The organism is Martelella mediterranea (assembly GCF_021021415.1).
In the GTDB taxonomy this organism is placed as follows: domain Bacteria; phylum Pseudomonadota; class Alphaproteobacteria; order Rhizobiales; family Rhizobiaceae; genus Martelella; species Martelella mediterranea_C.
The window spans coordinates 183,316-210,058 of record NZ_JAINWJ010000009.1; the positions used below are offsets into that span (position 1 = coordinate 183,316).

Below are 26,743 nucleotides of genomic sequence, written 5' to 3' on the forward strand. Positions count from 1 at the left end.
GATCTATGCCCTGTCTCCGTTGATTGCCACGGGGCCAAGCGGATATTGCGCGTTCTCGCGGCCCGGCCAGGAGGTGAAGGCGCCGCGCGCGCCGGGAAAGCCGATATAGACCCAGGCTTGCATATCGTGATTGCCGCCATAGGATGGATCGGCGAAATAGCCCTCCTTGGTGTTGGCGAGCAGGAACTGGAAGAAATCACGCAGCTCGGGGGCCAGCCCCACCTCACCCTTTTGCAGCGACGTCAACGCAGCATCCTGTGTTGCCGCTTCGAGATTTTCGAAACTGTCGCCATGTGTCTGGTTACACCAGTCCTGGAAAACGGGAATCGCCTGGCGGTAGATCTCCGCCGGCGTCAACGGGCTCTGGAAGCCGAGCGTGGGATTGGCAGCGGGATCGAACGGTCCCTGCATGTACCAGGTGGCAGCCTTGCCAAAGTCTCCTGCGAGCTGCCGGTCGATGAAGACCGGCACCCGACAGTCGATCGCCCCGGGACCATTGCCGCCGGCGGGAATCAGACGGTCGCAGGCGGCCATGACGAACGCCCATTCGGCTTCGTTGAAATAGACCCGCTCATACTGATCGAGCGGCGGCGGGGGTTCCTTCCGGGGCGCTTGCGCATTGGCCGAGCCGGCAAGCGAAGCAATCGCCACCCCGGCAGCCGTTCCCTTGAGGAACCCGCGCCGGGATGGACGTCCTGGCATGTCACGCATGATTATTTCCTTTCGCCGGCCGGGGGCCGGTCATCTCTCCCCGCCTGCGAATAGTCCGGATTTCGCTCCGGATACGGAGGCGGCTTTTGTGCTTCCGGGTGGCCTCCGGAAACAAGACAGGTCCTGTCGAGGATGACAGGCCGATATCCTTTACATGTGGCATTTTGCCTCATGTGACCCGGATAGAGAAGACCAAACTTTTGGTGACGCTCCTGAAAGCCGGTTGACTGAAACGCCCGGACTTTGCCCGCGGTTCCGACATATGAAGTCCCGCGCTGACTTGATCACGGTCAATTTGAGCCGCTGTTTTCGACCTATAATCACTGCAACCGATGATCTGCTCCGGGGCGGCGACCGAACAGCCGCAGGCCCGGCAAGCCATCTTCATTTCCGAAGAGGCCATGCTACCACCATGGCCGGGCTGTCAGGGACAGATTATCGCGCAGAAAGAAGTCCGGGACCGCCGTCCCGACCGCGATTTGTTACTTGTGAGGAGGAAAGATCGGATGAAACGCAGGGAATTCCTCGGCCTGGCAGCCCTCGGCGGCGCTGCGGCCGCGCTGCCGGTGACCGAGGCAAAGCCCGCCCGGGCGCAGGTGTCGACGTCGGCCAGGATCGTCATCGTCGGAGCCGGGGCCGCCGGCACGGCGCTGGCCAACCGGCTGAGCGAACGGCTCGCGGGCGCGCGGATCACGATCATCGATCCGCGCGCCACGCATCTCTATCAACCCGGCCTCACGCTGGTGGCAACCGGGTTGAAGCCGGCCTCTTACGTCACATCGGACGAAAGCCGCTGGTTGCCCAAGGGAATAGACTGGATCACGGAAAAGGTCGCCGCCGTGGATGCCGAGACCAGGACGGTCTCGACGGAAAGCGGGCGGACCATCGATTATGACTGGCTGGTGCTCGCCCCCGGTCTGGTTCTGGATTACGGCGCGATCGAAGGCTTTTCCGTGGACATGATCGGCCAGAACGGCATCGGCGGGCTTTATGGCGGACCGGAACAGGCCGCGCGCACATGGCAGGCGGCGCAGAAGTTTACCGAGGAAGGCGGCATCGGGATATTCACCCGGCCCGCGACCGAGATGAAATGCGCCGGCGCGCCGCTCAAGCACACCTTTCTGATCGACGATATCGCCCGCCGGGCGGGCAACACCGGCAAGATGAACATGATCTATACCGCGCCGCAATCCTCCCTCTTCGGCGTGCCGATCGTGGCCGAGAAGGTGCGGATGCTGTTCGAGGACCGCGGCATCAACACGATCCTGCAGCGCACGCTGACGGCGGTGGACGCCGGCGCGAAGCGCGCCACCTTCGCCACTGGCGACGGCAATGAGGAAATCGATTACGACTATATCCACGTCATCCCGCCGCAGCGCGCGCCGGACTTCATTCGCGGGTCGGGCCTGTCCTGGTCCGACAAATGGACCGACCAGGGCTGGGTTGAGGTCGACATGCACACACTGCGTCATTTACGCTACCCGGACATCTTCGCGCTCGGCGACGTGGCGGGCGTGCCCAAGGGCAAGACCGCGGCAAGCGTGAAGTGGCAGGTCCCAGTGGTCGAGGATCATCTCGTCGCCGCCATCGACGGCCGCGAGGGCACAGCGAGCTACAACGGTTACACCTCATGCCCGCTGATTACCCGGATCGGCCGGGCCATGCTGGTCGAGTTTGACTACCGCAACAATCTGACGCCCTCTTTTCCCGGCATCATCGCCCCGCTGGAAGAACTCTGGATAAGCTGGCTGATGAAAGAGGTTGCACTGAAGGCGACCTACAATGCAATGTTGCGCGGCCAGGCCTGAGGAGGACCGGACATGAAAGACATGACACTTTCGACGCTGATCGCCGTTCTCGAGGAAATTTTCGGCCGGGGCGTGTTCTGGGCCATGGTTGCCGCTGCGGCGATCGTGACGCTGGCCTATTTCTACGTTCTCGTTCGCGACCGCTCGGTCAGTTGGAAAAAATTCCTGCTGGCGCAGCTTTCCATGCCGGTCGGCGCGGTGGCCGCGGTCTGGTTTCTCATGGTCATGACCCATTCGCGCCTGTCCGACATGGGCGGGCCGATAGACGTCATCGTTCTCTTGGGCGTGGCCGCGGCCGGCGCCATCGGCATGGCGATCCTCGTCTACACCGTCGAAGCGCTTATCGGCTCCGACCGGACCACGGACGAGGGCAAGTAAACACAGTCAGGATCACGCGGGAAAAGCCGCCCGCAAGCATCAGCGATGGAGGGAGTTCACCATGCAGATCAGCGTAAGCTTGCAGACGTCGCATGCCACCCCCTGCTCGGCGGTCGATGCCTATGCGGCGCTGCGCCCGAAACAGGCCGTACGGCGAGCGGTCAAGGGGCGCAACGTCGTGCAGGAATCCGACTACGCCGCCCATTCGATGTTGCTGCTGACCGGCTGGGCGGCCCTTTCCAAGACGTTGCCCGAAGGCGGCGTGCAGATCATCGACGTGATGCTGCCCGGCGATTTTTCGTTGATCGGCGCTGCGGTCGCCCCCGTCGCCGCCTTCACCGTTGAGGCGCTGACCGATATCACCTACGTCACGATACCGCTGGAACACGTCAACGGCCCGGCGCCGGAACACGCCGAACTGCGCGAGCTCCTCACGGCGATGCTGGTGACGGCGCAAGCGCGCATGTCCGAACTGTTGTTGCGCATGGGCCGCAGCAGTGCTGCGTGCCGCCTCGCCTATACGCTGCTGGAACTTTATGTCCGGCTGGAGCATCTTGGCCTGACCCGGAACGGGCGCTTCCTCCTGCCCATGAACCAGCACAAGCTCGGAGAGTTTTCCGGCCTCAGCAACGTGCATGTGTGCCGCACCATGCGCCGGTTTGCACGCAGCGGACTGATCACCAATCTCGATGATCATGAGATTTCCCTCAACGATCTGGAAACGCTGAGCGGTCTTGCGGGGATCGACCTTGCGCGGTTCCGCGAGGAGATCCTGCTGCGCCGGCCGCAACAGAGATCCTGAGCAAAGGCGGATGCCGGCCTTCCGGACACGACAAGACGCGTTCAGCGCGTCTCGACCACCTCGCCGAGCGTTTGCCCCGCAAGCTCTTCATCGGCGTCATTGGCGATATCGCCAAGCGACATGATGCCGGTGACGGCGCCCGCCTCGTCCACGACGACCAGCCGGCGAATCTGCAGGTCTCCCATGCGGTTCGCCGCTTCGCGGACCGTCTGACCCGGACGACAGGTGGCGACGCCGCGCGTCATGATCGCGGCAACCGCGACATCGGACACAGCATTGGGAAGATAGCGCGTCACGATATCCCGGTCGGTGACGATACCGACGATACGCCCCGCCTCGCAAACCACGACGGCGCCAACGTCGCACTCTTTCATCAACGCCGCCACGGCCCGGACCGAGGCCGCAGGTCCGACGGTGGTCACGGGGCAACGCATGATGGATTTGACGAACATCTCCGATCTCCACACCGGGCATCTACAGGCAATTTCCAACGCGTCTTCAATGCTGCTTTTCAGTATAGCGTCGCCTTTCGCCGCGGGCTTTGACTGCGGTTAACGCAACCATCCCGAAAAACACATCAAGCGGGCTCCCGTCCCTAACCGTTCTGATCGGGTTCGTCATTCCCGCGCCGCTTGCCTCGATGCGTCTTCAACGCCTCGAAACCGATGATGACATCGAGCAGTTCGGTGGTGATCTCGCTTTGCCGAAGCTGGCGCATTTCGCCGGCCAGTTCCTCGCGCCGGTCGTCGATTGCACGTTCGGCCTGCTGCATGCGCGCCAGGCGCGCGGCATTCTCGGTCACCAGCGCCTCGACGGCTGCGAGGTAGAGTTCCGTGAAAAGGAAGCTGCGGACAAGCGCGGCGAGCATACGCCCGGGCGGCAGGGAAAAGGTCGGCAGGCTGCGCGACGCCCAGGGGCGCGCAGCCAGAGCCCCGGTCATGGCCGGGTCGAGCGGCAGCAGCCTGCGCGTTACCGGCGCCTGCCGGCCGTGCTCGGCCCGCTGCATGAACACCAGCGACACGGTGATGCCGGCATCGCCCCTGGCGCCCCGGATATCGTCGAGCAGGGTGATCAGACGCCCGGCAAGCCGGCCCAGCCCGTCGACATTCGCCGGCGGCAGCAGCGCGGGATCGGACGCAATGCCCTGGCCCGCGAGCGCATCCTCCATCTGGGCGCCGATGCAGATCACCCGCGCCGGTGCGTCGCCGCCGCGCAGAACCTCCTCCGCCAGCATCTCGTTGTAATTGCCGCAAAGCCCGTGATCGGAGCCGAAGGCGATCGTGATCCGGTCTCCGGCGACATCCTTGACCGGCGGCAACGGGCCTTGCGCGGCAATGAAGGCGTGCAGCCCGTCCAGGACCGTGGCGCGATATGCCTCGATGGCGCGGGCCGCCTGCTCGTAAGGCGCGGCATTGATCGCCGACACCGTCTTCATCGTGCGCACGATGCCGCGAATGCTGCGCATCGTGTCGGCGCGGCGCGTCAGCCGTTCAAGCGTCTGCGTCATCGGCTTTTCCCACGGTTTCGACGGCCTCGCGCGCCCTGGCGACAACCGCGGCGCGCACCGCGTCCGTCAGGGGTTCGTCTGCCGCGATGCCCGCGGCGAGGCCGGCATCATCCTCGCGGACGGCATGGCGGATCGCATCCATCGCGCGCCACGTCCGGTCCTCGTCCAGCCCGTCCAGCAGACCGTTGGTCGCGGCGATGAGGATGGCGAGCTGTTCGGCCGCCGGCATCGGATCACGCTCGGGCTGGCGCAGTGCCGCCCGCACCGCCGCCCCGCGCGCCAGCCGCGCGCGCGTGTCCTCGTCCAGCCGCGTGCCGAAGCGGGCGAAATCCTCCAGTTCCTCGAACTGCGAAAGCGTGACGCGCAGATTGCCTGCGACCTCGCGAAAGGCGCGGGCTTGGGCCTTGCCGCCGACGCGGCTGACCGAAACGCCCAGATCGACCGCCGGAAACTGGTTGCGCCGGACAAGGCGCGGCGACAGGTAAATCTGCCCGTCGGTGATCGAGATCAGATTGGTCGGGATATAGGCCGAAAGGTTCTCGGCCTGCGTCTCGACAACCGGCAGGGCGGTGATCGACCCGCGCCCTTCGCCGAACTGGCCCGCGCGCTCCAGAAGCCGTGCATGAATGAAGAAGATGTCGCCGGGAAAGGCTTCGCGTCCCGGCGGGCGGCGCAGAAGCAGCGACAGTTCGCGATAGGCGCGGGCGTGATGGGTCAGGTCATCCAGCACCAGCAGCACGTCATGCCCCATGGCCGCGAAGGCTTCGGCCATCGACATCGCGGCATAGGGCGCGACATAGACCAGCCCCGGCGCGTCCTCATCGCCCGCCGCCACGATGACGGTGCGCGCCATCATGCCGCCCTCGCGGATCGCGCCGATGACCTTGGCGACGGCATCGCCGCGCTGACCGATGGCGCAGTAGATGCAGTATACGCCGGTCTCGCGCTGATTGAGGATCGCATCCACCGCGATCGAGGTCTTGCCGGTCTGCCGGTCACCAATGATCAGCTCGCGCTGGCCCATCCCCACCGGGACTGCCGCGTCAACCGCCTTCAGCCCGGTGGCGAGCGGTCGCGACACCGCCCGCCGGTCGAGAATACCCGCCGCCGGCCATTCGGTGGGCCGGCGATGGTTCGTCTCGATCGGCCCCTGACCGTCGCGCGGTCGGCCAATCGCATCGACAACCCGCCCCAGAAGCGGCGCGCCGACCGGCACGTTGACGACACGACGGGTGCGGCGCACCGTCTCTCCCGGCACCACGTTTTCCGTGGGGCCGAGCAGAACGACGCCCAGCCGCCCCGGTTCCAGATCGAACACGATGCCCTTGACGCCCGAGGCGAATTCCAGCACTTCGTCGGCCAGCGCCGCGCCAAGGCCGGTGACGATGGCGACGCCGTCGCCGCCTTCCTCCACGCGGCCCATCTCGCTGACACGCGGCGGCGGCGGCGGACTGTCCAGAAGCTTCTGGATCAGATCGACCGTATCGGGTTCGGGTGCGCCTTCATTCGGCATCGCGCGCTCCCCTGGCCGCAAGGCCGTCCATGGATTCGTCCAGCATCGCCTCGAGGTCTTCGAGATAATCGTCGATCGTCCAGTCCACCTGCGCGCTGCCCAGTTTCAGGCTCAGGCCCGGCGAGCGGGCGGGATCGGTCTCGAAACTCAGGACGGCGCCCGGCGCGAGGGTACTCAGCGCATCCCGCAGACGGGCGCGCACATCCTCGGGCAACGGATCGCGCGTCAGCGCCACCGCCCGCTGCGCTTCGCCATGCAGCCTGTCGGCCACCTCGGGCAGACGCGTGACGGCGCGGGCGACAATGCGGCTCTCCAGCGTTTCATCCGCGAGATCGGTCAATGCCTTTCGGGTCAGCGACAACAGCGCCTCGGCACCGGTTTTCTGCAGCTCGGCCCGGTAGGCGCGCGCATCCTCGGCGCGTTGCGCGGCCCGCTCTGCCTGTTCGCGGTCGATCTTCTTGCGGGCCTCGGCCAGCATGTCGCGGCGTTCCTTCTCGGCCTCCTGCCGGGCAGCCTCCAAAGTCGCGGCGCGGCTGGCCTGCAGGGCCTCGATCCGGGTTTCATATTCGGCCTTCTGCTTTTCAGCCGCCGCCTCGACCCGCGCGGCTTCGCCCATACGCGTGGAAATCTCGCTCTCGCGCGCGTCGATGCCATCGAGAATCGGCCGGTACAGGAACCGTTTGAGCAGCCAGACGAGGACCAGGAAATTGCCGATCTGCGCGCCGACCGTGATCCAGTCGATCGACATGATATCAGCCCCCGGCCCCTTGCGCCGCCGCCTCGATCGCCGCGTTCCAGAACGGGTTGGCGAACAGCAGGATCATGGCGACGACGAAACAGTAGATGGCCGTCGACTCGATCATCGCGAGACTGACGAACAGCGTGCGCGACAGGGTCGAGGCGGAATCGGGCTGCTGCGCGATGGCGCTGAGCGCCGACGAGGCGGCGCGCCCCTCGCCCAAAGCGGGTCCGAGCGCGCCGAACGAAACCGTCAGCCCGGCGGTCAGAATCGAGATGAACGCAATGATGGAGAGGTCAGTCATGACATGTCCTTTTTATCGTCGGAAGCATCGGGCACGGCGGTGGCCGATGAAATGTAGACGGTCGCCAGAACGGCGAAGATATAGGCCTGGATGACACCCGTGAGCAGGCCAAGCATGTCCATGACCACCGGAAAGAAGAACGGCGCGATGGACAGCAGGATGGCGGCAATGACCGCACCGCTCATGATGTTGCCGTAAAGGCGGATGGCGAGCGAAACCCCGCGTGACGCCTCGCTGATGACGTTGAAGGGCAGCATGATGATCGAGGGCTCGGCATAGGTCTTCAGGTAGCCGCCAAGGCCACGGCTGCCGATCCCGAAGACCGGAACTGCCACCAGCACGGAGAGCGCCAGCGCCACCGTGGTCGAAAGCGACGCGGTCGGCGTGTCGAAACCGGGCACGACCATGAGAAGATTCGCGGTCACGATGAACAGGAACAGCGTGCCGACGAAATAGAGAATGCGCGGATCGCGATGGCTCGTCACCTCCGCGATCTGGCCGACAATGCCGCTGACCACGACCTCGAGCGCGGTGCGCCAGCGGCTCGGCGGCACATCCGGGCGCAGCTTGCGGGTGATCAGCGCCGACAGCCCGACAAGCAGCGCCATGATGATCCATGTATTGACGATCGTGGCGTTGATGCCGATGCCGAACACGGTGAAGACGATCGTGTCGTCGGGCGTCAGTTGCATTTCGGGACCTCGCGCGCTTCGCCCGATCGCACCACGGCCACGATGATCGTGCGCGTCACGAGAAAGCCAATGGCAAAGGCGACGAGCGCCTGCGCGCCCATGCCCGCGACCCACCAGCCGATCCCGAGCAGGGCGGCGATGCGCAGCGCGGCGCTGACAAACAGCAGCAATGCCGGGCGCGACCGACGCATGACAAACCGTATGCCCAGCGCCAGACCGGCCAGAAACAGGCCGGCCGCCGCGGCGCCGGCCAGCAGGCCGGGCACCACCAATGTCCAGTCAAGAGCGATCATCGTCATTCCCTTCCTTTACAACCCAGCCCCAGGCGATGAAGGCGCCGACGACAACGCCCCCGAGCAGTAGCGCCAGCGTCCAGGAAAACCCCTGCGGCGCCACGCGATCCAGCCAGAGGCCCAGAAGCGCGCCGCCCACCGTGGGCACGGCCACGGACCAGCCGATCATACCGAAGGTTCCGAATCCGCGCAGCGGGCTCGGCCCGGGGTTGTCGCGCGCCTTCTTCATCCGCCCGGCGCGGCGGCCGATTTCGTCGGTGGAGCGGTCGTCCTCTTCGTTCATGGCTGCATTTTCCTCAGACTGGCGAAACGGCGCACCATCTCGGCCTCGAACCGCGAAAGGGCGGCGCGGGCCACGCGTTCCTCGTCCTCGAGTTCGGCGAAGCTGCGGACCACGCGGTCGCGCAGACTTTCCAGATCATCGCTTTCGATCCCGCGCCGCGCCGCGACCTCGACGGTATGTCCCTTTTTCACCAGGACGCCCTCGTCCATGCCGAAGAACCGCTCCCGCCCGTCCGGCTCGCTCAGCACAAGAACCGACGGCACCAGCGCCGTGACGAAATCCACATGGTTGGGCAGAATGCCGAAGCCCCCGTCCTCCGCCTCGGCCCTGAGGCGCGTAGCAGCCCCCTCAAACAACACGGAAGAGGGCAGACGCAGATGAACCTGCATTTGCGACGCCATGCTCATGTCGCCGCCTCGCCAAGCTCTTTCAGGCTGCCGATCATGTAATAGGCGCTTTCCGGCTGGTCGAAGCTGGTTTCGGACAGGATCGCCTCGCATCCGTCCAGCGTCTCGTCGATGGAAACGAGCCTGCCCGTCGTTCCGGCGGAAGCGCCGACGGTGAAGAATGGCTGGGTCAGGAACCGCTCAAGCCGCCGGGCGCGGGCGACGACGGCGCGGTCATGCGTCGACAGTTCCTCGATTCCCAGCATGGCGATGATGTCGCGCAGATCCTCGTATTCCGCGAGCGTCCGGCGCACCGCGCGCGCCGTGTCATAGTGGCGCTGGCCCACCACGTTGGGCGTCAGCATGACCGATGTCGATGCCAGCGGATCCACCGCCGGGTAGAGACCTTCGCTCGCGCGCTTGCGCGACAGCACCACCGAAGCGGAAAGATGCGAGAAGATATGCGCCGCCGCAGGATCGGTGAAATCGTCGGCCGGAACGTAGACCGCCTGGATCGAGGTGATCGCGCCCTTGCGGGTTGAGGAAATCCGCTCTTCCAGCTCCGCAAGCTCCGTCGCCAGCGTCGGCTGATAGCCCACGCGGCTGGGCATCCGGCCCAAAAGCCCGGACAGTTCTGAGCCCGCCTGCACGAATCGGAAGATGTTGTCGATCAACACCAGCACGTCCTGGCCGCGCGTATCGCGGAAATATTCGGCCATCGTCAGCGCCGATTTGCCGACGAGGAACCGCACGCCCGGCGCCTCGTTCATCTGGCCGAACAGCATCACCATCTTGTCGCGAACGCCAGCCTCGCCCATCTCGCGCCAGAGTTCCTCGGCCTCGCGCGAGCGTTCGCCGATGCCGCAGAACAGGCTGACGCCGTGATGATGCTCGACGGTGTTGTGGATAAGCTCGCTCAGAAGAACCGTCTTGCCCACGCCCGCACCGCCGAAAAGCCCGGTCTTGCCGCCGCGTTCGATCGGCGACAGCAGGTCGATCGCCTTGATCCCGGTCTCAAGCACTTCCGCGCGCAGCACCCGGTCCGAAAGATGCGGCGGCGCGGCGTGAATCAAGCGGCGATCCTCGGCCTCCGGCGGAGGCAGACCGTCGAGCGGCCTGCCGAACATGTCGAGCATCCGCCCCAGAACCGCCTCGCCCACCGGAACCGTGATCCCGGCGCCGGTATCGGTCACCGCAGCGCCCAGCGCCAGGCCCCCGACAACGCTCAACGCGATACAGCGCACGGTGCGCTCGCCCACCACGGAGGCAACCTCCATCGGAATGTCGCCAGCCATGAGAAGACTGTTGATGCCGGGAACCCTGTCCTCAAACGCCACGTCGATGATCCCGCCCCGGATCGCCACGACAGACCCGCGGGCCTCTCCGGCATCCAGGACACCTTCATCCGGCTTTACATCCTGCATAGGCGACCTCCCGGGCGGCGTTCGGTCATCACGTTGCGGCCATGCCTCCGTCCACCGGATATTGCGCGCCGGTGATGAAGGCGGATTCATCGGAAGCAAGGAACAGCACGAGATTGGCGATGTCGCTGCTTTCACCATAACGGCCCAAAGGAATGGTGGAGGCAAGCTGATTCTTGATCTCCTCGCCATGGCCGGGGCTGAACCCGTCTTCGAGCGAGCGCATCATGCGCGTGTTGACCGGCGAGGGATGGATGGAGTTGACCCGCACATTGGCGCTTGCCGCCTCCACTGAAGCAGCGCGCGTCAGTCCCACCACCGCATGTTTCGAGGTGATGTAGGGAGCGACATTGGGGCTGCCCTTCAACCCTGCAATCGACGACATGTTGATGATGCTGCCGGATTTCTGCTCGATCATCACCGGCAGAACATTCTGGAGACCCAGGAAGGGGCCGCGCACATTGACGGCGATGACCCGGTCGAAATCCTCGATCTTCTGCTCGGTCAACGGGGCGACCTTGCCCTCAATCCCGGCATTGTTGAAGAAAATGTCGATCCGGCCGAACCGTTCCACGGTTTCTCGGACATAACGTGCGGTGTCTTCCGGCGAGGAGACGTCGGCCGCGACCGTCAGAACATCGGACGAGCCAAGCGTTTCGGCCGCCGTCTTCAGATCCTCCTCGCGCAGGTCGACCAGCGCCACACGCGCGCCTTCCGCCAAGAAAAGCCGTGCGGTCTCAAGTCCGATTCCGGCGGCCCCGCCGGTAATGAGTGCGGTCTTGTCCTTCAGACGTTGCATGGTTCTTTCCTTCCCTCAGCTTGTTTCCGCAGTTATGCGGGTCCCGGCCCGCTTCTCCAGAATGGCGGTGGCCTGATCGAGCCGGCCGATCCCGGCCAGTCCGCCATGGCCTGCAAAATCCGCCGCGGCCTTGATCTTCGGCCCCATCGACCCGGCCGGCAGGTCGAGCGAACGGGCCTTCTCAGGCGTAAGTTCGGCAATCGCCGCCGCGTCATCCGTGCCAAAACCGGTGTAGACCGCATCCACATCGGTCAGCAAAAGCAGCGCATCGGCGCCGAGCTGTTGCGCCAGAAGGGCGCTGGCCGCGTCCTTGTCGATCACCGCCTCAATGCCGGTCATGCTGCCATCCGGCATGCGCAGCACGGGAATGCCGCCGCCGCCGGTGCAGATCACGATCACGCCCTGATCCAGCAGAAGCCGCAGCACCCTGATATCCGGGATTTCCTGCGGCGCGGGCGACGGCACGACCCGCCGCCACTTGTCGCCATCCTGCGCAATGGTCCAGCCCGCCGCCTTGGCGCGCGCCTCGGCCTCCTCGCGCTCATAGACCGGCCCGATGAACTTGGTCGGCTTGCCGAAGGCCGGGTCGCGCCCGTCGACGACGACCTGCGTCAACAGCGTGGCGACCGGCTGAGCATGATCGAGCGCGTTTTCAAGCTCCTGCTCGATCATATAGCCGATCATGCCGCCGGTTTCCGCACCGAGCACATCCAGCGGATAGGCTTCGTCCGGCTTGTAGGCCGCGCCCTGCAACGCCAGAAGGCCCACCTGCGGGCCGTTGCCATGGGTGACGACCAGACGGTGACCGGCCTTGACGATGCGGGCCAGCGCTTGCGCCGCAGCGCGGACATTGGCGCGCTGGTTTTCCGCCGTCAGCGGCTCTCCGCGCTTCAGCAGGGCATTGCCGCCCAGTGCGGCCACGACAAGCATGGTCAACCTCCCAGCGTGGCGACCAGTACGGCCTTGATGGTGTGCATCCGGTTTTCCGCCTGATCGAACACGATCGAGGCGGGACTTTCGAACACCTCTTCGGTGACCTCCATCGCATCGAGGCCGAACTGATCCATGATTTCCTTGCCGACGCTGGTATCGGTGTTGTGGAAGGCCGGCAGGCAATGCATGAACTTCGTGCGCGGATTGCCGGTCTTTTCCATCACCGCGCGCGTGACCTGATAGGACTTGAGAAGGTCGATGCGCTCGGCCCATTTCTCCTTGCCCTCGCCCATGGACACCCAGACATCGGTGTAGAGGAAATCCGCGCCCTTCACGGCCTCGTCCACATCCTGTGTCACGGTGATGCGCGCGCCGGTTTCCGCCGCGATACCTTCCGCCTCCTTGCGGATCTCGACCGTCGGCCACAGGCTTTCCGGCGCGCAGAGCCGCACATCCATGCCCATCTTGGCCCCGCCGATCAGCAGGCTGTCGCCCATATTGTTGCCCGCGTCACCCATGAAGCAGTAGGCGATCTCGCGCAGGGGCTTGTCGCAATGTTCCTGCATGGTCAGGAAATCGGCGAGGATCTGTGTCGGGTGGAACTCGTCCGTCAGCCCGTTATAGACCGGCACACCCGACCATTTGGCGAGCGTCTGCACCACCTCCTGCCCGAAGCCGCGATACTCGATCGCATCATAGACGCGGCCGAGCACCCTTGCGGTATCCTTGACGGTTTCCTTGTGGCCCATGTGGTTGCCGGACGGGCCGAGATAGGTGACCGTCGCGCCCTGATCATGGGCCGCCACTTCGAAGCCGACACGGGTGCGGGTGCTGTCCTTCTCGAAGATCAGCGCGATTTCCTTGCCTCTGAGCGTCGGCACCTCGGTGCCTGCATATTTCGCGGTCTTCAGATCGGCCGCGAGCTTGAGAAGGAAGGCGATTTCCTGGGGGGTGAAATCGCGCAGGGTCAGGAAATGGCGGTTCTTCAGATTGTAAGCCATGGTTTATCTCCTCAGGCCGGATCGCGCATTGTCGGGCAGGACATGCAGCGGCTGCCGCCGCGTCCGCGTCCGAGTTCGGCGCCGGGCAGTTCGATCACCTCGATGCCTTCGGCGCGCAGCGCCGCATTGGTGTCGTCGTTGCGGTCATAGCCCATCACCAGACCGGGCCTGAGCGCCAGCACGTTGTTGCCGTCGTTCCACTGCTCGCGCGACTGTTCGAACGGATCGCTGCCGCCGGTGGGAATGACCTTCAGCCGCTTGAAGCCCATCGCATCGGCCACGACCTCGAACAGCGGGCGTTTATCGTGACGCATGTCGATCGGCTTGCCGCCCTCGCCGGGGTGCAGGTCGTAGCAGGTCATCTCGTCGGCAACTTCCTTGAAGCTGGTCACGACATCGCCGCCGCAGAAGGTGAAGACCGTGTCGAGATGCATGGCGGACCGTTCCTTCGGCATCTGGCAGGCGATCACCCGTTCGGCGCGGCCCTGGCTGAACAGCGCCTCGGCCAGAAGCCCGACGGCCTGCGGCGAGGTGCGCTCGCCCATGCCGACCAGAACCAGGCCGTTGCCGACCGGCATCTGGTCGCCGCCTTCAAGCGTGGCAAGCCCGTGATCGGCCAGCGGATCGCCCCAGATCACCTCGACCTTGCCCGCGAATTTCGGGTGGAACCGGTAGATCGCGGCGGTCAGCAGGGTTTCCGGGCGGCGCGCCTGCCAGTACATCGGGTTCAGCGTGACGCCGCCATAGAGCCAGGCCGAATTGTCGCGGGTGAACAGGAAATTCGGCAGTGGCGGCAGAATGAAACCGTGATAGCCGAGATAACTGCCGAACATGCCCTTGGCCTCAAACGGCAGATCGGCGACCGTCAGCCCGCCGATCAGATATTCGGCAAGCTTGGCGCCCTCAAGCGTGTCCATCCAGTCGCGCAACTCCCGCTGCATGCCGATGCCGACATGCTGGGCCGAGATGCGGTTGTCGAGCACCCATTTGCGGGCCTCGGGGTTGTCCAGAATCTCCGCCAGCATCGCGCCGGTTTCCAGCACCTCGACGCCTTCGTTGCGCATCGCCTCGCCAAAGGCGTCGTGGTCCTTCTGCGCCTGCTTGACCCAGAACACGTCGTCGAAAAGCAATTGCTCGCAATTGTCGGGCGTGAGCCGCCGGTGCGCGAGGCCGGGCCGGCAGATGATGACCTGCCGCAACTTGCCGCTTTCGGAATGAACCCCGAGTTGATGACTGGTCATAACGGACCTCTCTTTCACAGTAATGCGCCGATACTCAGCACGACCGAGATGAAGACCAGAAGGATCAGCATCAGCGGCCAGATGAAGACGATCCAGCGATCATAGGACACCCGCCCGATGGCAAGCCCGCCAATGACCACTGCGAAGGTCGGATTAATCAGGTTCACCAGCCCGTTTGCGGACTGATAGGCCGTGACCACAAGATCGCGTCCGACGCCGGCAAAGTCGGAAAGCGGCGCCAGAATGGGCATCGACAGCACCGCCAGACCCGATGATGACGGGACGAAGAAGCTCATGCCGAGCTCGATCCAGAACATCACATTGATGAAGGCCAGCTCGCCGAGCCCGCCGAGCGTCTGTTCGGCGCCGTGCAGGATCGTGTCGGCGATCAGCCCGTTTTCCATGATGACGACGATGCCGCGCGCCAGCCCGACCACGAGCGCTACGCCCAGAAGATCGCGCGCGCCGTCAACGAAATTACCGGTGAGGTGTTTTTCGCCCTGCCGCGAGATCAGTCCGATGACGATGGCCGAACCGAGGAACAGCGCGCTCATCCGCGCCATCCACCAGCCCTGGCTGGAGACACCCCAGATCATCACCGCGAAGGTGGTGGCAAAGATCACCAGAACGATCTTCTGGATGCCACTCAGCTTCGCCTCGGTTTCTTCCCCGAATTTGTCCTGAAGAAAGATCTTTTTATGGGCCTCGGCCTGTTTCGCGACGACCGAGCGTGACGGATCGGTCCTGACCCGATGGGCATAGCGCATGACATAGGCCGCGCAGATCACCAGACCGCCCAAGAGGAGCACCAGCCGCAGGATCAACCCGTCGGTGAAGGGAATGCTTGCCGCATTGGAGGCAATCACGGTGGCGAAGGGGTTGATCGTCGACCCGAGCACGCCGATGCCCGCGCCGATCAGGATGATCGCGACCCCCGTCACGGCGTCGTAGCCCGCGGCGATCATGACCGGGATCAGGATGGCATAGAAGGCCAGCGTCTCTTCAGCCATGCCATAGGTGGTGCCGCCCAGCGCGAAAAGACCCATCATGATCGGAATGATCCATATCTGGTGCCCCTTCATGTCGAACATCGCCGCCTTGATCCCCTTGTCGATCGCGCCGGTGGCATTCACCACGCCGAGGAAGCCGCCCAGGAACAGAACGAAAAGCGCCACGTCGATGGCGTTGGCCGCATAGCTGTCGGGATTGTAGAACCCGGCAATCGGCGCCAGCATCACGTCGACGAAGCCCTGCGGGTTGGGGTCGACCTCGTGATAGGTGCCGGCGACCGCGATTTCGCGCCCGACCTCCTCATTCATCACCCGGTCATACTGGCCGGCCGGAATGATCCAGGTCAGCGCGGCCACGAACACGATCAGAAGAAACAGGATCGTGTAGGCTGTCGGAAAACGGGATGTAAGCTCTGGCGCCGGTTCGCCCGGCGGCGTGGTCTGATCGGTCATGTGCGGTCCTCCGGCTGACAAGGGAGCTCCCCCGGCTTGCGCCCTGAAGGGTCCTTTCGAAATGGACCTGAGCCGAATTCCCGCGGCATCGCATTGACCGAGGTTAACGCGCCGGGATTTGAAATGGCGCGAAAGCGCTTAACAGGCAACATAAGTGGCGTCGGCTCTTCAGCTCGGCACAGTGCCGCCAACGGCAGCCGATGAGACGAAAGCCCACCGCATCAAAGCCCCACGCTCAAAGCGCAAGCTGCGCTGACTGTGTTGCCGGCGGTTGCGTGGAGATGTCGGTTTGAGGCGGAAACGTCATCATATCATCCCTGTCTTGTGCGTGCGGTCCATGATATGGCGCTCCAGATCGAGAATATCGCCCTACAGTCAGAGCACATCATCTCTATGGGGCGGTGTCTTGAATGCAAATCGGGTTCGCTCATCTTTCATGGAGGCCGCCCTCATGCAGACACATCAGCCTTTGATATGCGAAAAGGCCGCTTCCCGATCACCCGCATCGGCCTGAAGCGCGGCGAACCGGTGCTCGAAATCCTGCGCCAGGTCTTCCACCGAGATTTCGGAAAACTGCTGCAACAGCCGGCGCTCGGCCTCTTGCATCGCGAGATCAAGCCGGGCGTCGACGGCCTTCTCCACCAGACAATCGGCGGGTTCGGCGCCGGGGCCGATGTTGAACAGAGGCGGGCTGCCGATCGCCTCGTAGACATCCAGCAGCGATATCGCGCTCAAGGGCCGCGCCAGCTGCCAGCCGCCGCCATGGCCCTTTTCCGAGATCAGGATTTCCTTGTCCCTGAGGCCCGCCATCATGCGCCGCACCACGACAGGGTTGGTCGAGATCATCCCGGCGATCTGATCCGACGTCGCGCGCTCGACATGCCGGTCGAGATGGATCAGCACGTGCAGCATGCGGGAGAGGCGGAGATCGCGCGGCATGAAATGGGCTCCTGGCGTTTGGGCATCTTTTGTTTAGCATCCATCACGCAACAATGAAAGTTTCATGTCTTGCCAGGTTTTGTGATTTCATGTAACTCATAAAAATACATTAAAACCGAACACAGGAGCAGGCTATGGATCATGATGTTCTCATTATCGGCGGCAGCTTTGCCGGCATGTCCGCCGCCATGCAGCTGGCGCGGGCGCGAAAGGCGGTGCTGGTGCTGGATACCGGCATGCCCAGAAACCGGTTCGCTGAAGCATCGCACGGGTTTCCGGGACAGGACGGGCAAAGCCCGGTCGCGATCAAGGCGCGGTTGCGCGAAGAGCTGAGCGCCTATCCGACCGTTCGTTTTCGCGATGAAGCGGCACTTTCAGCCCGGCGGGAGGGCGAAGGTTTCCGCGTGACGCTGGCGGGCGGCAGCGACGTCGCCGCCCGGCGGATCGTTCTGGCCTATGGTGTGCGCGACAGCCTGCCGGATCTGCCCGGCCTTGCCGAACGCTGGGGCGCAAGCGTGCTGCATTGCCCCTATTGCCACGGCTATGAGCTCGACCGGCAGCCCGTCGGCGTGCTGGCGCGCGATGAGATGGCCTTCCATCAGGCGATGCTGCTGCCCGACTGGGGGCAGACGACGCTGTTTACGGGGAGAGCATTCCATCCGACTGATGAGGAAGTGCAATCGCTGAAGAGCCGGGGCGTGCAGATCGAGGAAACGCCGGTGGTGGAACTTATCGGAACCGGTCCGGCGCTTGAAGCGGTGCGGCTGGAAGACGGACGGATGGTTCCGCTTGCGGGGCTGTTCCTCGCGCCGCAGACAGCGCCCTCCAGCGACATCGCGGCGCAACTGGGCTGCGAACTGCGGGACGGGCCGACCGGGCCTTATGTTGCCGTCGACCAGATGCAGGCGACGACGGTTGCCGGTGTCTTCGCCGCCGGCGATCTGGCCAGTCCGATGCCGAACGCGACGCTGGCAGCCGCGGCGGGGGTGATGGCCGGCGGCGCTGCCCATCGCTCGCTGATCTTCGACCCCGATTTCAGACCGCAGAATGGGAGGGCATCGTGATGCAGGCGGTCGCACAGGATGAATTCTGGAACGATCTCTATTCCAAGGCCACGCCAACCTCATCCGGAAAGCCGGGGATGGCGCTTGCCCAGTTTGCCGGTCCGCTTGTCGCCGGCGCGGCGCTGGAGCTAGGCTGCGCCAAGGGCGATGACGCCGTCTGGCTCGCCGGGCGAGGCTTTAAGGTGACGGCCGTCGATATATCCTCCGTCGCGCTGGAATATGCCGCGGAGAATGCGCGGCGCGCCGGCGTCGCGGAGCGCATGCGCTTCGAGGTGCATGATCTCGCCATTTCCTTCCCCGAGGACGACTATGATCTGGTGACGGCAAGCTTTCTGCATTCCCCGCACGACTGGCCGCGCACCCGGGTTCTGGCGCGCGCCGCCAGTGTCGTCAGGCCGGGCGGACATCTGCTGATCGTCGAGCATGGCTCGTACGCGCCATGGTCATGGTCGTCGAATGAGACGCCGCCGCCCACCGCCGAGGAGACGTTTCGCGCGATGGATATTGTCGCCCATGACTGGCAAAGAAACTGCGTCTGCCAGATCGAGCGCGTGGCAAAGGGGCCGGGCGGACAGACCGCGCTGGTGAAGGACAATATCATCTTCCTTCAACGCATCGGCTGAGCAGAGCTGCTATGGGCTCTTGGTAAGACGAGATCACTTCTCTATCATGACGTGGATTCGACCATAAGTTCACATTTATGACTGGGATTCATGCTCCATGATCGACATCCAGCCCCTCACCATTCTGCGCGAGATTGACCGGACGGGCAGTCTGACCCAGGCGGCCGAGCAGTTGAACCTGACGCAATCGGCCGTCAGCCATGCCATCCGCCGCTTCGAGGACCGCTATGGCGTCAAGCTCTGGGAGCGCGAGGGGCACAAGCTGCGCCTGACGCTTGCCGGAGACTATCTTCTCGGCCTTGCGCAGCGGGTGCTGCCGCAACTGGAACATGGCGCGACGGTGATCGAGGATTATGCGCGCGGGCGGCGCGGCGCGATCCGGGTGGGGATGGAGTGCCACCCCTGCCAGGACTGGCTGATGCGCGTGGTCGACCCGTTCCTGGCGGAATGGCCGGATGTCGAACTGGACGTGACCACGGCCTTTCAGTTCGGCGGGCTGGCCGCGCTTTTGAGCCACGAAATCGATATTCTCGTCACCCCCGATCCGATCGAGCGCGCGGGGCTCGAATACAGGCCTGTCTTCGATTACGAACTGGTTCTGGCCGTGGCCGAAACGCATCCGCTCGCGCGAAAACAATCGGTCGAGCCGGAGGACCTGGCGGGCGAAACCCTGATCACCTATCCGGTTTCCCGCGAAAGGCTCGATATCTTTACCCGCTTTCTCGTGCCCGCCCATGCCCTGCCGCGCCGCCACCGCACAGTGGAGACGACCGACCTGATGTTGCGGCTGGTGGCGTCCGGCCGCGCCGTCAGCGCCACCCCCGACTGGCTTCTGCGCGAGGCCAAGGGGGTGACGGGCGTGCGGATTGGCGAAGGCATCGCCAAATCCATCCATCTCGGCCACCGCAAGGGCACCCGGGCCGCTTACATGGATGGTTTCATGGGGTTGGCCGAGGCCGTTCAGATCTGAGCCCTCGCTGGAGGGCCGGCGACGCCTGGTCGTTTGTCGTGCCCATGCAACGAACGGGCATCGTCGCGCGGCGGCTCCGAAACGGATCGTCTCAACATGACGACGTGTCATGTTTTTCTGAAAAATAATCATTTTTTATCATGGGAAAACTCGGGCATACAACACCCAACGCCTGAGCCGTCGTCTCATGAAGACGGCCGACGGGGCAGGCTCGACAGGCCTCGAAAACGCAATCAATGCCAGCGCGCGCTTTCTCGGAAGCCAGGATACCACGATGACCAATGACCTCACCTTCACGATCAAGAGCATTCGTTTCGACGAAAATTACGAGCCGTCCGATGCCACGCGGACGACCACCAATTTCGCGAACCTGGCGCGCGGCGAGCGCCGGCAGGAGAACCTGCGCAACGCGTTGCGCATGATCGATAATCGTTGCAACGATCTCGCGCATTGGGACAATCCGGAAAGCGACCGTTACGCGGTCGAGCTCGACATCATTTCCGCCGAACTGGATATTGGCGGCAATGGCCAGGCTTTCCCGGCCATCGAGGTGCTGAAGACGACGATCCTCGATCGCAGGACCGGCGCGCGGATCGAAGGCATCGTGGGAAACAACTTCTCCTCCTATGTGCGCGACTATGATTTCAGCATCCGGCTACCCGAGCATAACAGGGACCGGGCAGGTTTCAGCGTGCCGGAAGATTTTGGCGAGTTGCACGGAAAGCTCTTCCAGTGCTTCGTGAATTCGAAGGCGTACAAGGCGCATTTCCGCAAGCCCCCGGTCATCTGCCTCAGCGTTTCGGAAAACAAGATCTACCGCCGCACCGCAAACCGGCACCCCGTCCTGGGCGTTGAATACGAGGCCAACGAGCCGTCGCTGACCGAGCAGTATTTCCGCAAGATGGGATTGCAGGTGCGCTATTTCATGCCGCCCGAATGCGCGGCGCCGCTGGCCTTCTATTTCTTCGGAGACCTGCTCAACGACTACACCAATCTGGAACTGATCGGCACCATCAGCACCATGGAGACGTTCCAGCGGATCTACCGGCCGGAGATCTACAACGCGAACTCGGTTGCGGGCCAATGCTACAAACCGAACCTGAAGCAGAACGACCATTCGCTCACCCGTATCGTCTATGACCGGGAGGAACGAACCCGGCTCGCCATCGAGCAAGGCAGGTTCGCGGAGGAGCATTTCATCAAGCCCCACGCATCCCTTCTGGGCCGATTGTCAGCGCAACACGCCCTTTGACCCATCCAAGAACCTACAAGGTCGCGATCATGAACAAACTGCTCCCCACATCGACCGCCGGCAGCCTGCCCAAGCCCGCCTGGATCGCAGAGCCGGAAAAGCTCTGGTCCCCCTGGAAGCTCGAGGGCGATGAACTGGCCGAGGGCAAACAGGATGCGCTGCGGCTGACGCTGGCCGAGCAGCAGCGCGCGGGCATCGATATCGTCAGCGATGGCGAACAGACGCGCCAGCACTTCGTCACGACCTTCATCGAGCATCTCGATGGCGTCGATTTCGAGAAGCGCGAGACGGTCAGGATCCGCAATCGCTATGATGCCAGCGTTCCGACCGTTGTCGGCGCCGTGTCGCGCGAAAAGCCGGTCTTCGTCGAAGATGCGAAATTCCTGCGCAGCCTGACCGACGGTCCGATCAAGTGGGCGCTGCCCGGTCCGATGACGATGATCGACACGCTTTATGACGCCCATTACCAGAGCCGTGAAAAGCTTGCCTGGGAGTTTGCCAAAATTCTCAATCAGGAAGCGCGCGAGCTGGAAGCGGCCGGCGTGGACATCATCCAGTTCGACGAGCCCGCCTTCAACGTGTTCTTCGACGAGGTGAATGACTGGGGCATTGCCACGCTCGAAAGGGCGATCGAAGGGCTGAAATGCGAAACGGCGGTTCACATCTGCTATGGCTATGGCATCAAGGCCAATACCGACTGGAAGAAGACGCTGGGCTCCGAATGGCGGCAGTATGAAGAAACCTTCCCCAAGCTTCAGGCCTCCAATATCGATCTGGTCTCGCTGGAATGCCACAACTCGCATGTGCCGATGGAACTGATCGAACTGATCCGCGGCAAGAAGGTGATGGTCGGGGCGATCGACGTGGCGACCAACGCCATCGAAACGCCGGAGGAGGTCGCCGCGACTCTCCGCAAGGCGCTCCAATTCGTCGACGCGGACAAGCTCTACCCCTGCACCAATTGCGGCATGACGCCGCTTGCGCGCAGCGTCGCCCGCGGCAAGCTGCAAGCCCTTTCGGCAGGCGCGGAAATCATCCGGCGGGAAATCGCGGCTGTATAAGCCCACTGAAATGGCTCTGAAATTCTCGGCAAAGCGCCGGAGGGAAAGCTCGCTGCCTCATTGCCGGGAAGCGTAGCCGCCTGCCAAAGGCGGTCCGGCAGACTACGTCTCGCGCGCAGCGCTTCGCGCGATCGCGGCAATAGGCCTGTCCTCGTCACGGCGTCCATCTCGACTTCCGGGATGAAAGCGAACTTCAGGAATGGAGCCAGCAACAAGCCGCAGGAAACCCGGCGGTAACATCGAATCTTCAACGATCGCTTTGATGACAGGCCTCATCCATCCTGCGACCGCTCTCGCCGCAGCGCTGGCCTTCATCGGCCTTGACGGCGGCCTGTACGAGGCCGGTGTGATTGATCCCGCCTGGCCTCGACGACCGGGCCTGATACAGCCCGATCATGGCGGCCTTTCACGCAAGTGCTTCTGGATACCGGCCCCAGGCCATAGCTTTGTGCGGATCTCACGGCCTGCGATATAATGCATTTAGTAGCGGGTATAAGCAGCACCAGCATCTGCGTTGCCTTCCCGAGGCTGGGTTACCCCGCCATCAGGCTCCTCCTGGCGGTGCTTAATAATCCGATCCGGTTTGATGATTGTTGCCGTGACAACCGGAAAGGAAACCTACAATTTTTGCTTCGAGAGCGGATTTTTTTCCAAGACAAGTGGGCTGGTGGTCCGGCTTCAGAAATAAAATCGCGAGGGCCGCAGCCCGTCGAGTTCCGTTGCCGCCGTGCCATCCAGCATCTCCCGAGCGGCGAGGTCGGCCCAGACCGGTCCCCAGCCGATGCCGCCGTGGGAAACCGCGAAATAGAATCCGGCAAGCCACGGCAAGAAGCCGATGACCGGTCCGCCCGGCGGGATCGCGCGAATGCCGACCCGCATGGCTGACGGCTCAAGCCCTTCGAGCGACGGAACGGCGCTGGCGACATCGGCTAGCATATCAGTTCCTGAAATGCCGTTCTTGCCATGGGTTGCCGTCAGCCCCTCGCCGCGCCAGTGAATGGCCGTGCCGTGGTCGCGATCCGGCCGCAGGAGCCAGTTTGCGCCGTTGATCACGCGTTGTGGCAGATCAGGGCGTCCTGCACCCGCATAAACCATGACGCCGGGCACGAGTTCGAGCGGCATGGCAAGCCCGGCCATGGCAGCGATGTGGGTCGCGTGGCCGCCGGCCGCGTTGACGACAATATCTGCGCCGATCCGCGCGCCATCCTCAAGCACGAGGCCGCTGACGCCTTCGGCGCGATACTCGATCGCCGCTACGCCGCTGCCGATCCGCAATTCACCGCCGCTGAGGGTAAAAACCCGGATCAGTTGTTCGATCATCGCCGGCGCGTCAACCCAGCCCGAACGCAGTTCGAAGGCCACACGCTCGTCTTCCGGCAAGCGGAGTTGCGGCTCGATATCGCTGACTTCGTTTGGGGAAAGGACCTCGACCTGCGCTCCGGCTTCCCTGCTGAGCGCCACCGCCTTGTCGAAGTCGGGAACGGCGCTTGCGACCGTCAGCGTCCCCGACCAGTCCAGCCAGTCGCCGCCCAGTTCCTCTGCCAGCCGGTCGAAGCGCGCATTCACCGAGAGGCGCAACTGCCGGCGGCCGGGCATTTCCGGCCAGCTCAGTTGCGGAAAGGAGGACAGCCACGAGAAGGAGGCGCCGCTCGTGCCCGTTCCCGGCGCGCTCTTGTCGATCAGGACGACGTCGGCCCCGCGCTTCTTCAGGCGATAGGCAATGTTCGCGCCGATTGCGCCGGCGCCGATAACTGCGATTTTCATGGTCGCGACCGGAAAATTTCGGGTGAAAGATCGCTCACCGAAGAGCAGCCTAGATGGCCGAGGGTCGTCCAGAACTCATCCTTCAGAAGATCGAGCACGCGTTTCACGCCGGCCTCGCCGTCCGCGGCAAGCCCCAGCGCGCAGCTTCGGCCAAGGGCGACCGCATCGGCGCCGAGCGCGAGCGCGGTGGCGATGTCGCTGCCGCGCCGGATGCCGCTGTCGAAGACGATCGGGACATCGGCCCCGGCCTCGGCGCGAACCTCGGCAAGCGTGTTAATCGAGGCCGGCTCGCGATCAATCGTCCGGCCGCCGTAATTCGAGACGTAGAGCCCCTCGGCGCCGGCCGAAAGGGCGGCACGCGCATCGGCCTTGCTGGAAACGCCCTTGACGATGCAGGGCAGCGGCGCCTCGGCAATCACGCGCGCCGCCTTTGCCCAGTCCCAGCGCGGCTTCGTAAAGTCCAGGAGTTCGCGCAGCATCGCCTGGTCCGATTTTCCCGGCCCGAAATTCGACGGCTTTCCCGCTCCCGGCATCGAGAATCGGTCTTCCATCATCCGCTCACGCCACTGGCGGATCGGCGAGTAGGTCACGCAGATGCGTTCATAGCCGGCGTCCTTCGCGCGATGCATCATGTCGATGACATGGTTTTCCTCGCCGCAGAACGTCATCTGGAAGATGACGGCCGCAGGCGAAGCCGCGCGCACCTCTTCCAGCGAATGTCCGGCAGCGACCGGAACCATCTGGCGAATGCCGGCGGCATGGGCCGCACGGCCAACAGCGAGCATGCCGTCTGTATGAAACAGCGTTTCCCCGCCGCCGAACGGCGCGGTGAAGGCGGGAAAGGAAAGCTCATGGCCGAATACGGTCGTGCGCGTATCCGGGTTGGCGACGCCGGCAAAGAGCGGAGCGTCGAATAGATAGGCATCGAACGCCGAGACATTGCTCCGCGCCGTCACTTCGTCGCCCGTGCCGCAATGCATGTAGTTCCAGACCGCGTCCGAGAGATTGTGCCGCGCGGCGGCATGGATGCCCCTGAGAGAGGCGTATTTTTCGCGCGTGGCATAGCGATCGTCGCGGCGGACTTCTTCGTCTCTATCGGTCACGTTCATCTCCTGTCGGTTGGAAGGGCCGCGACCGTCGTTCGGCGTGACGGGCAAGGCGCGCGCGGATGGCGTCGGGGTCTGTGGAAGGCGTCGAGGCAAGCAATTGCCGCGTATAGGGGTGGGTCGGGTTTGCGAAGATCGCCTCGCAGGCGCCGCGCTCCACAACCTCGCCGGCATTCATCACCATGACCTCGTCGGAGATCCTTCGGACCACGCCGAGATCATGGCTGATGAAAACGTAAGAAAGGTCGAACTCACGCTGCAGGTCCGCAAGCAGGTTCAGCACTTTCGCCTGCACCGAAAGATCGAGCGCGCTCACCGGTTCGTCGAGAATCACGATCTTCGGGTTGACCATCAGCGCCCGGGCGATCGCGATACGCTGACGCTGACCGCCTGAAAACATGTGCGGGTAGCGTGCGGCATGGTCTCGCTCGAGCCCGACCCGTTCGAGCATGTCGCCAACCCGCTCGCGCCGCGCCGCGCCGTCGAGCGCGGTGTTCAGCAGCAGTTCCTGGCCAAGCGCATCACCGACCTTCTTGCGCGGGTTCAACGATCCGTAAGGATTCTGGAACACGATCCGGACCTTGCGCCTGAGTTCGGGCGAAAGGTGATGGCGGCGGATATCCACCTGCTCGCCGTCGACGATCAGTTCGCCTTCGGTCATCGGGTCGATCAGCGTCAGGATGCGGCCAAGCGTCGACTTGCCGCAGCCGGTCTCCCCCACGACGGAAAGCGTGCTGCCTTTTCTGAGCTTGAGATCGACCCCCTTGAGCGCCCTGACAGGCTCGGCCCTGCGCAGGAGCCGGGCGCGACCGGGATATTCACGCACCAGACCGAAACCTTCGAGGATTACGGGCGTTTCCTGACCGGCCATCAGAAGTCCACTCCCGTCAGCGGCCCGCCGCTGCTGCGATCCGGCAGTGCGGAAAGCAATGCCTTGGTGTAGGCGTCTTGAGGTGAGACGAAAAGCGACAGCACATCCGTCTCTTCCCGCTTTCGCCCCTGATACTGGACAATGACGCGCTCGGCGGTCTCGGCGACCACGCCCATGTCGTGGGTGATGATAATCAATGCCATACCGCTTCGCTCCTGAAGGTCGATCAGCAGGTCGAGGATCTGCTTCTGGATGGTAACGTCGAGCGCTGTCGTCGGCTCGTCCGCGATCAGCAGTTTCGGCTGGCAGGCGATCGCCATGGCGATCATGACCCGCTGGCACTGGCCGCCCGACATCTGGTGGGGAAAGGCACTGATTTTCTGTTCGGGCTCCGGCATGCCGACGGCACGGAGCAATTCCAGCGTCTTCTCGCGGCGCTCGGCCCGGCCGAGGCCCTGATGCTTCTTCAGCACCTCGCCGATCTGTAGCCCGACGGTATAGGCCGGATTGAGCGAAGCGACGGGCTCCTGGAAGATCATAGCGATGTCGCGGCCGATGATCCGCCTGCGTTCGCGCGGCGAAAGGCCGGCGATGTCAATGCCGTCAAACAGCATCGCGTCGGCGGCAACCGTCGCGGTGTCGGGCAGAAGGCCCATCACCGCCAGCATGGCGACGGATTTTCCCGATCCGCTTTCGCCGACAATGGCCAGAACCTCGCCGGCGTCGACATGCACGTCGATCCCCCTCACCGCCATCATCGGTCCGTCATCCGTCTCGAAGCTGACCGTCAGGTTGCGGATTTCAAGGAGGTGGCCCATG

29 protein-coding genes are annotated in these 26,743 nt (G+C 63.9%); 8 read left to right on the forward strand and 21 right to left on the reverse strand.

Features of this window, described 5'->3' with window-relative positions; translation table 11 throughout:
* Positions 1 to 3 precede the first annotated feature (3 nt).
* Positions 4 to 711 carry a gluconate 2-dehydrogenase subunit 3 family protein gene (locus tag K7H91_RS07620; protein WP_230719601.1) on the reverse strand — a complete coding sequence of 236 codons (708 nt, stop codon included), beginning with the start codon at positions 709 to 711 and terminating at the stop codon, positions 4 to 6.
* Between the two features lie 506 nt (positions 712 to 1,217).
* Between K7H91_RS07620 and K7H91_RS07625 the strand changes: the two genes are divergently transcribed.
* From K7H91_RS07625 to K7H91_RS07635, 3 genes are all read left to right on the forward strand, one after another.
* Complete coding sequence (locus K7H91_RS07625) at positions 1,218 to 2,519, forward strand: NAD(P)/FAD-dependent oxidoreductase (protein ID WP_230719602.1); 1,302 nt, start codon at positions 1,218 to 1,220, stop codon at positions 2,517 to 2,519.
* 12 nt (positions 2,520 to 2,531) lie between these two features.
* Positions 2,532 to 2,897: a DUF5368 domain-containing protein gene (locus K7H91_RS07630; protein ID WP_230719603.1), complete on the forward strand. Its 366-nt coding sequence runs from the start codon at positions 2,532 to 2,534 to the stop codon at positions 2,895 to 2,897.
* Positions 2,898 to 2,958: 61 nt separating this feature from the next.
* Positions 2,959 to 3,699, forward strand: coding sequence for a Crp/Fnr family transcriptional regulator (locus K7H91_RS07635; RefSeq protein ID WP_230719604.1), 741 nt, complete (start codon positions 2,959 to 2,961; stop codon positions 3,697 to 3,699).
* A gap of 41 nt (positions 3,700 to 3,740) precedes the next feature.
* On the opposite strand, the gene K7H91_RS07640 is transcribed toward K7H91_RS07635, so the two are convergent.
* The 16 genes from K7H91_RS07640 to K7H91_RS07715 all read right to left on the reverse strand — a co-directional run bounded on the left by K7H91_RS07640 (position 3,741) and on the right by K7H91_RS07715 (position 17,213).
* Positions 3,741 to 4,151, reverse strand: coding sequence for a CBS domain-containing protein (locus tag K7H91_RS07640; RefSeq protein WP_230719605.1), 411 nt, complete (start codon positions 4,149 to 4,151; stop codon positions 3,741 to 3,743).
* A 143-nt stretch (positions 4,152 to 4,294) separates the two neighbouring features.
* Positions 4,295 to 5,206 (reverse strand): F0F1 ATP synthase subunit gamma, encoded by a 912-nt coding sequence (locus K7H91_RS07645; RefSeq protein ID WP_230719607.1) that lies wholly within the window; start codon positions 5,204 to 5,206, stop codon positions 4,295 to 4,297.
* Complete coding sequence (locus tag K7H91_RS07650) at positions 5,190 to 6,719, reverse strand: F0F1 ATP synthase subunit alpha (protein ID WP_230719608.1); 1,530 nt, start codon at positions 6,717 to 6,719, stop codon at positions 5,190 to 5,192. Before K7H91_RS07650 ends, K7H91_RS07645 begins: the two co-directional genes overlap by 17 nt.
* Positions 6,709 to 7,467 (reverse strand): F0F1 ATP synthase subunit B, encoded by a 759-nt coding sequence (locus K7H91_RS07655; protein ID WP_230719609.1) that lies wholly within the window; start codon positions 7,465 to 7,467, stop codon positions 6,709 to 6,711. The genes K7H91_RS07650 and K7H91_RS07655 overlap by 11 nt, the downstream gene beginning before the upstream one ends.
* A 4-nt stretch (positions 7,468 to 7,471) precedes the next feature.
* Positions 7,472 to 7,762 carry a F0F1 ATP synthase subunit C gene (locus K7H91_RS07660; RefSeq protein WP_230719610.1) on the reverse strand — a complete coding sequence of 97 codons (291 nt, stop codon included), beginning with the start codon at positions 7,760 to 7,762 and terminating at the stop codon, positions 7,472 to 7,474.
* Entirely contained in the window at positions 7,759 to 8,454 is a 696-nt protein-coding gene (locus K7H91_RS07665; protein ID WP_230719611.1) for a F0F1 ATP synthase subunit A, read from the reverse strand. Before K7H91_RS07665 ends, K7H91_RS07660 begins: the two co-directional genes overlap by 4 nt.
* Positions 8,445 to 8,753 carry an ATP synthase subunit I gene (locus K7H91_RS07670; RefSeq protein ID WP_230719613.1) on the reverse strand — a complete coding sequence of 103 codons (309 nt, stop codon included), beginning with the start codon at positions 8,751 to 8,753 and terminating at the stop codon, positions 8,445 to 8,447. The genes K7H91_RS07665 and K7H91_RS07670 overlap by 10 nt, the downstream gene beginning before the upstream one ends.
* The gene (locus tag K7H91_RS07675) at positions 8,734 to 9,030 is read right to left on the reverse strand and encodes an AtpZ/AtpI family protein (RefSeq protein WP_230719614.1); all 297 of its coding nucleotides are present in this window, start codon (positions 9,028 to 9,030) and stop codon (positions 8,734 to 8,736) included. Before K7H91_RS07675 ends, K7H91_RS07670 begins: the two co-directional genes overlap by 20 nt.
* Positions 9,027 to 9,431 carry an ATPase gene (locus K7H91_RS07680; protein ID WP_230719615.1) on the reverse strand — a complete coding sequence of 135 codons (405 nt, stop codon included), beginning with the start codon at positions 9,429 to 9,431 and terminating at the stop codon, positions 9,027 to 9,029. The genes K7H91_RS07675 and K7H91_RS07680 overlap by 4 nt, the downstream gene beginning before the upstream one ends.
* A 2-nt stretch (positions 9,432 to 9,433) precedes the next feature.
* Positions 9,434 to 10,840: a F0F1 ATP synthase subunit beta gene (atpD, locus tag K7H91_RS07685; RefSeq protein WP_230719616.1), complete on the reverse strand. Its 1,407-nt coding sequence runs from the start codon at positions 10,838 to 10,840 to the stop codon at positions 9,434 to 9,436.
* A gap of 28 nt (positions 10,841 to 10,868) precedes the next feature.
* Positions 10,869 to 11,636: an SDR family NAD(P)-dependent oxidoreductase gene (locus K7H91_RS07690; protein WP_230719617.1), complete on the reverse strand. Its 768-nt coding sequence runs from the start codon at positions 11,634 to 11,636 to the stop codon at positions 10,869 to 10,871.
* A 15-nt stretch (positions 11,637 to 11,651) separates the two neighbouring features.
* On the reverse strand, positions 11,652 to 12,566 hold the full coding sequence (gene arcC / locus K7H91_RS07695) for a carbamate kinase (protein ID WP_230719618.1): 915 nt from the start codon (positions 12,564 to 12,566) through the stop codon (positions 11,652 to 11,654).
* 2 nt (positions 12,567 to 12,568) lie between these two features.
* Positions 12,569 to 13,570: an ornithine carbamoyltransferase gene (gene argF / locus K7H91_RS07700; RefSeq protein ID WP_230719619.1), complete on the reverse strand. Its 1,002-nt coding sequence runs from the start codon at positions 13,568 to 13,570 to the stop codon at positions 12,569 to 12,571.
* 11 nt (positions 13,571 to 13,581) lie between these two features.
* Positions 13,582 to 14,811 carry an arginine deiminase gene (locus K7H91_RS07705; RefSeq protein ID WP_230719621.1) on the reverse strand — a complete coding sequence of 410 codons (1,230 nt, stop codon included), beginning with the start codon at positions 14,809 to 14,811 and terminating at the stop codon, positions 13,582 to 13,584.
* Positions 14,812 to 14,825: 14 nt separating this feature from the next.
* Positions 14,826 to 16,274 (reverse strand): YfcC family protein, encoded by a 1,449-nt coding sequence (locus K7H91_RS07710; RefSeq protein WP_230719623.1) that lies wholly within the window; start codon positions 16,272 to 16,274, stop codon positions 14,826 to 14,828.
* Positions 16,275 to 16,736: 462 nt separating this feature from the next.
* The gene (locus tag K7H91_RS07715; RefSeq protein ID WP_230719625.1) at positions 16,737 to 17,213 is read right to left on the reverse strand and encodes an RrF2 family transcriptional regulator; all 477 of its coding nucleotides are present in this window, start codon (positions 17,211 to 17,213) and stop codon (positions 16,737 to 16,739) included.
* Positions 17,214 to 17,347: 134 nt separating this feature from the next.
* Here K7H91_RS07715 and K7H91_RS07720 point away from each other — a divergent pair, with 134 nt between their 5' ends.
* From K7H91_RS07720 to K7H91_RS07740, 5 genes are all read left to right on the forward strand, one after another.
* Positions 17,348 to 18,277 (forward strand): NAD(P)/FAD-dependent oxidoreductase, encoded by a 930-nt coding sequence (locus tag K7H91_RS07720; RefSeq protein ID WP_230719626.1) that lies wholly within the window; start codon positions 17,348 to 17,350, stop codon positions 18,275 to 18,277.
* Positions 18,277 to 18,900, forward strand: a complete 624-nt coding sequence (locus K7H91_RS07725) for a class I SAM-dependent methyltransferase (RefSeq protein WP_230719627.1) — start codon at positions 18,277 to 18,279, stop codon at positions 18,898 to 18,900. The genes K7H91_RS07720 and K7H91_RS07725 overlap by 1 nt, the downstream gene beginning before the upstream one ends.
* Before the next feature lie 97 nt (positions 18,901 to 18,997).
* On the forward strand, positions 18,998 to 19,870 hold the full coding sequence (locus K7H91_RS07730) for a LysR family transcriptional regulator (RefSeq protein ID WP_230719628.1): 873 nt from the start codon (positions 18,998 to 19,000) through the stop codon (positions 19,868 to 19,870).
* A 274-nt stretch (positions 19,871 to 20,144) separates the two neighbouring features.
* Positions 20,145 to 21,122, forward strand: coding sequence for a DUF1852 domain-containing protein (locus K7H91_RS07735; protein ID WP_269066079.1), 978 nt, complete (start codon positions 20,145 to 20,147; stop codon positions 21,120 to 21,122).
* A gap of 29 nt (positions 21,123 to 21,151) precedes the next feature.
* Positions 21,152 to 22,183: a methionine synthase gene (locus K7H91_RS07740; RefSeq protein ID WP_230719630.1), complete on the forward strand. Its 1,032-nt coding sequence runs from the start codon at positions 21,152 to 21,154 to the stop codon at positions 22,181 to 22,183.
* A 678-nt stretch (positions 22,184 to 22,861) separates the two neighbouring features.
* Here K7H91_RS07740 and K7H91_RS07745 read toward each other — a convergent pair.
* Genes K7H91_RS07745 through K7H91_RS07760 form a run of 4 tightly spaced genes read right to left on the reverse strand, consistent with a single transcriptional unit; the run spans position 22,862 to position 26,742 of the window.
* Positions 22,862 to 23,947, reverse strand: coding sequence for an NAD(P)/FAD-dependent oxidoreductase (locus K7H91_RS07745; protein WP_230719631.1), 1,086 nt, complete (start codon positions 23,945 to 23,947; stop codon positions 22,862 to 22,864).
* Positions 23,944 to 25,050, reverse strand: a complete 1,107-nt coding sequence (locus K7H91_RS07750; protein WP_230719632.1) for an alpha-hydroxy acid oxidase — start codon at positions 25,048 to 25,050, stop codon at positions 23,944 to 23,946. Before K7H91_RS07750 ends, K7H91_RS07745 begins: the two co-directional genes overlap by 4 nt.
* Positions 25,040 to 25,924, reverse strand: a complete 885-nt coding sequence (locus tag K7H91_RS07755; protein WP_230719633.1) for an ATP-binding cassette domain-containing protein — start codon at positions 25,922 to 25,924, stop codon at positions 25,040 to 25,042. Before K7H91_RS07755 ends, K7H91_RS07750 begins: the two co-directional genes overlap by 11 nt.
* Positions 25,924 to 26,742 (reverse strand): ATP-binding cassette domain-containing protein, encoded by an 819-nt coding sequence (locus tag K7H91_RS07760; RefSeq protein WP_230719634.1) that lies wholly within the window; start codon positions 26,740 to 26,742, stop codon positions 25,924 to 25,926. Before K7H91_RS07760 ends, K7H91_RS07755 begins: the two co-directional genes overlap by 1 nt.
* Position 26,743: the final 1 nt, after the last annotated feature.

Bases quoted from the DNA above. Each gene is read 5' to 3' on its own strand.
- K7H91_RS07620 (WP_230719601.1), bottom strand. From the start codon at position 711: ATGCGTGACATGCCAGGACGTCCATCCCGGCGCGGGTTCCTCAAGGGA.
- K7H91_RS07625 (WP_230719602.1), top strand. From the start codon at position 1,218: ATGAAACGCAGGGAATTCCTCGGCCTGGCAGCCCTCGGCGGCGCTGCG.
- K7H91_RS07630 (WP_230719603.1), top strand. From the start codon at position 2,532: ATGAAAGACATGACACTTTCGACGCTGATCGCCGTTCTCGAGGAAATT.
- K7H91_RS07635 (WP_230719604.1), top strand. From the start codon at position 2,959: ATGCAGATCAGCGTAAGCTTGCAGACGTCGCATGCCACCCCCTGCTCG.
- K7H91_RS07640 (WP_230719605.1), bottom strand. From the start codon at position 4,151: ATGTTCGTCAAATCCATCATGCGTTGCCCCGTGACCACCGTCGGACCT.
- K7H91_RS07645 (WP_230719607.1), bottom strand. From the start codon at position 5,206: ATGACGCAGACGCTTGAACGGCTGACGCGCCGCGCCGACACGATGCGC.
- K7H91_RS07650 (WP_230719608.1), bottom strand. From the start codon at position 6,719: ATGCCGAATGAAGGCGCACCCGAACCCGATACGGTCGATCTGATCCAG.
- K7H91_RS07655 (WP_230719609.1), bottom strand. From the start codon at position 7,467: ATGTCGATCGACTGGATCACGGTCGGCGCGCAGATCGGCAATTTCCTG.
- K7H91_RS07660 (WP_230719610.1), bottom strand. From the start codon at position 7,762: ATGACTGACCTCTCCATCATTGCGTTCATCTCGATTCTGACCGCCGGG.
- K7H91_RS07665 (WP_230719611.1), bottom strand. From the start codon at position 8,454: ATGCAACTGACGCCCGACGACACGATCGTCTTCACCGTGTTCGGCATC.
- K7H91_RS07670 (WP_230719613.1), bottom strand. From the start codon at position 8,753: ATGACGATGATCGCTCTTGACTGGACATTGGTGGTGCCCGGCCTGCTG.
- K7H91_RS07675 (WP_230719614.1), bottom strand. From the start codon at position 9,030: ATGAACGAAGAGGACGACCGCTCCACCGACGAAATCGGCCGCCGCGCC.
- K7H91_RS07680 (WP_230719615.1), bottom strand. From the start codon at position 9,431: ATGGCGTCGCAAATGCAGGTTCATCTGCGTCTGCCCTCTTCCGTGTTG.
- atpD (WP_230719616.1), bottom strand. From the start codon at position 10,840: ATGCAGGATGTAAAGCCGGATGAAGGTGTCCTGGATGCCGGAGAGGCC.
- K7H91_RS07690 (WP_230719617.1), bottom strand. From the start codon at position 11,636: ATGCAACGTCTGAAGGACAAGACCGCACTCATTACCGGCGGGGCCGCC.
- arcC (WP_230719618.1), bottom strand. From the start codon at position 12,566: ATGCTTGTCGTGGCCGCACTGGGCGGCAATGCCCTGCTGAAGCGCGGA.
- argF (WP_230719619.1), bottom strand. From the start codon at position 13,570: ATGGCTTACAATCTGAAGAACCGCCATTTCCTGACCCTGCGCGATTTC.
- K7H91_RS07705 (WP_230719621.1), bottom strand. From the start codon at position 14,811: ATGACCAGTCATCAACTCGGGGTTCATTCCGAAAGCGGCAAGTTGCGG.
- K7H91_RS07710 (WP_230719623.1), bottom strand. From the start codon at position 16,274: ATGACCGATCAGACCACGCCGCCGGGCGAACCGGCGCCAGAGCTTACA.
- K7H91_RS07715 (WP_230719625.1), bottom strand. From the start codon at position 17,213: ATGCCGCGCGATCTCCGCCTCTCCCGCATGCTGCACGTGCTGATCCAT.
- K7H91_RS07720 (WP_230719626.1), top strand. From the start codon at position 17,348: ATGGATCATGATGTTCTCATTATCGGCGGCAGCTTTGCCGGCATGTCC.
- K7H91_RS07725 (WP_230719627.1), top strand. From the start codon at position 18,277: ATGCAGGCGGTCGCACAGGATGAATTCTGGAACGATCTCTATTCCAAG.
- K7H91_RS07730 (WP_230719628.1), top strand. From the start codon at position 18,998: ATGATCGACATCCAGCCCCTCACCATTCTGCGCGAGATTGACCGGACG.
- K7H91_RS07735 (WP_269066079.1), top strand. From the start codon at position 20,145: ATGACCAATGACCTCACCTTCACGATCAAGAGCATTCGTTTCGACGAA.
- K7H91_RS07740 (WP_230719630.1), top strand. From the start codon at position 21,152: ATGAACAAACTGCTCCCCACATCGACCGCCGGCAGCCTGCCCAAGCCC.
- K7H91_RS07745 (WP_230719631.1), bottom strand. From the start codon at position 23,947: ATGAAAATCGCAGTTATCGGCGCCGGCGCAATCGGCGCGAACATTGCC.
- K7H91_RS07755 (WP_230719633.1), bottom strand. From the start codon at position 25,924: ATGGCCGGTCAGGAAACGCCCGTAATCCTCGAAGGTTTCGGTCTGGTG.
- K7H91_RS07760 (WP_230719634.1), bottom strand. From the start codon at position 26,742: ATGGGCCACCTCCTTGAAATCCGCAACCTGACGGTCAGCTTCGAGACG.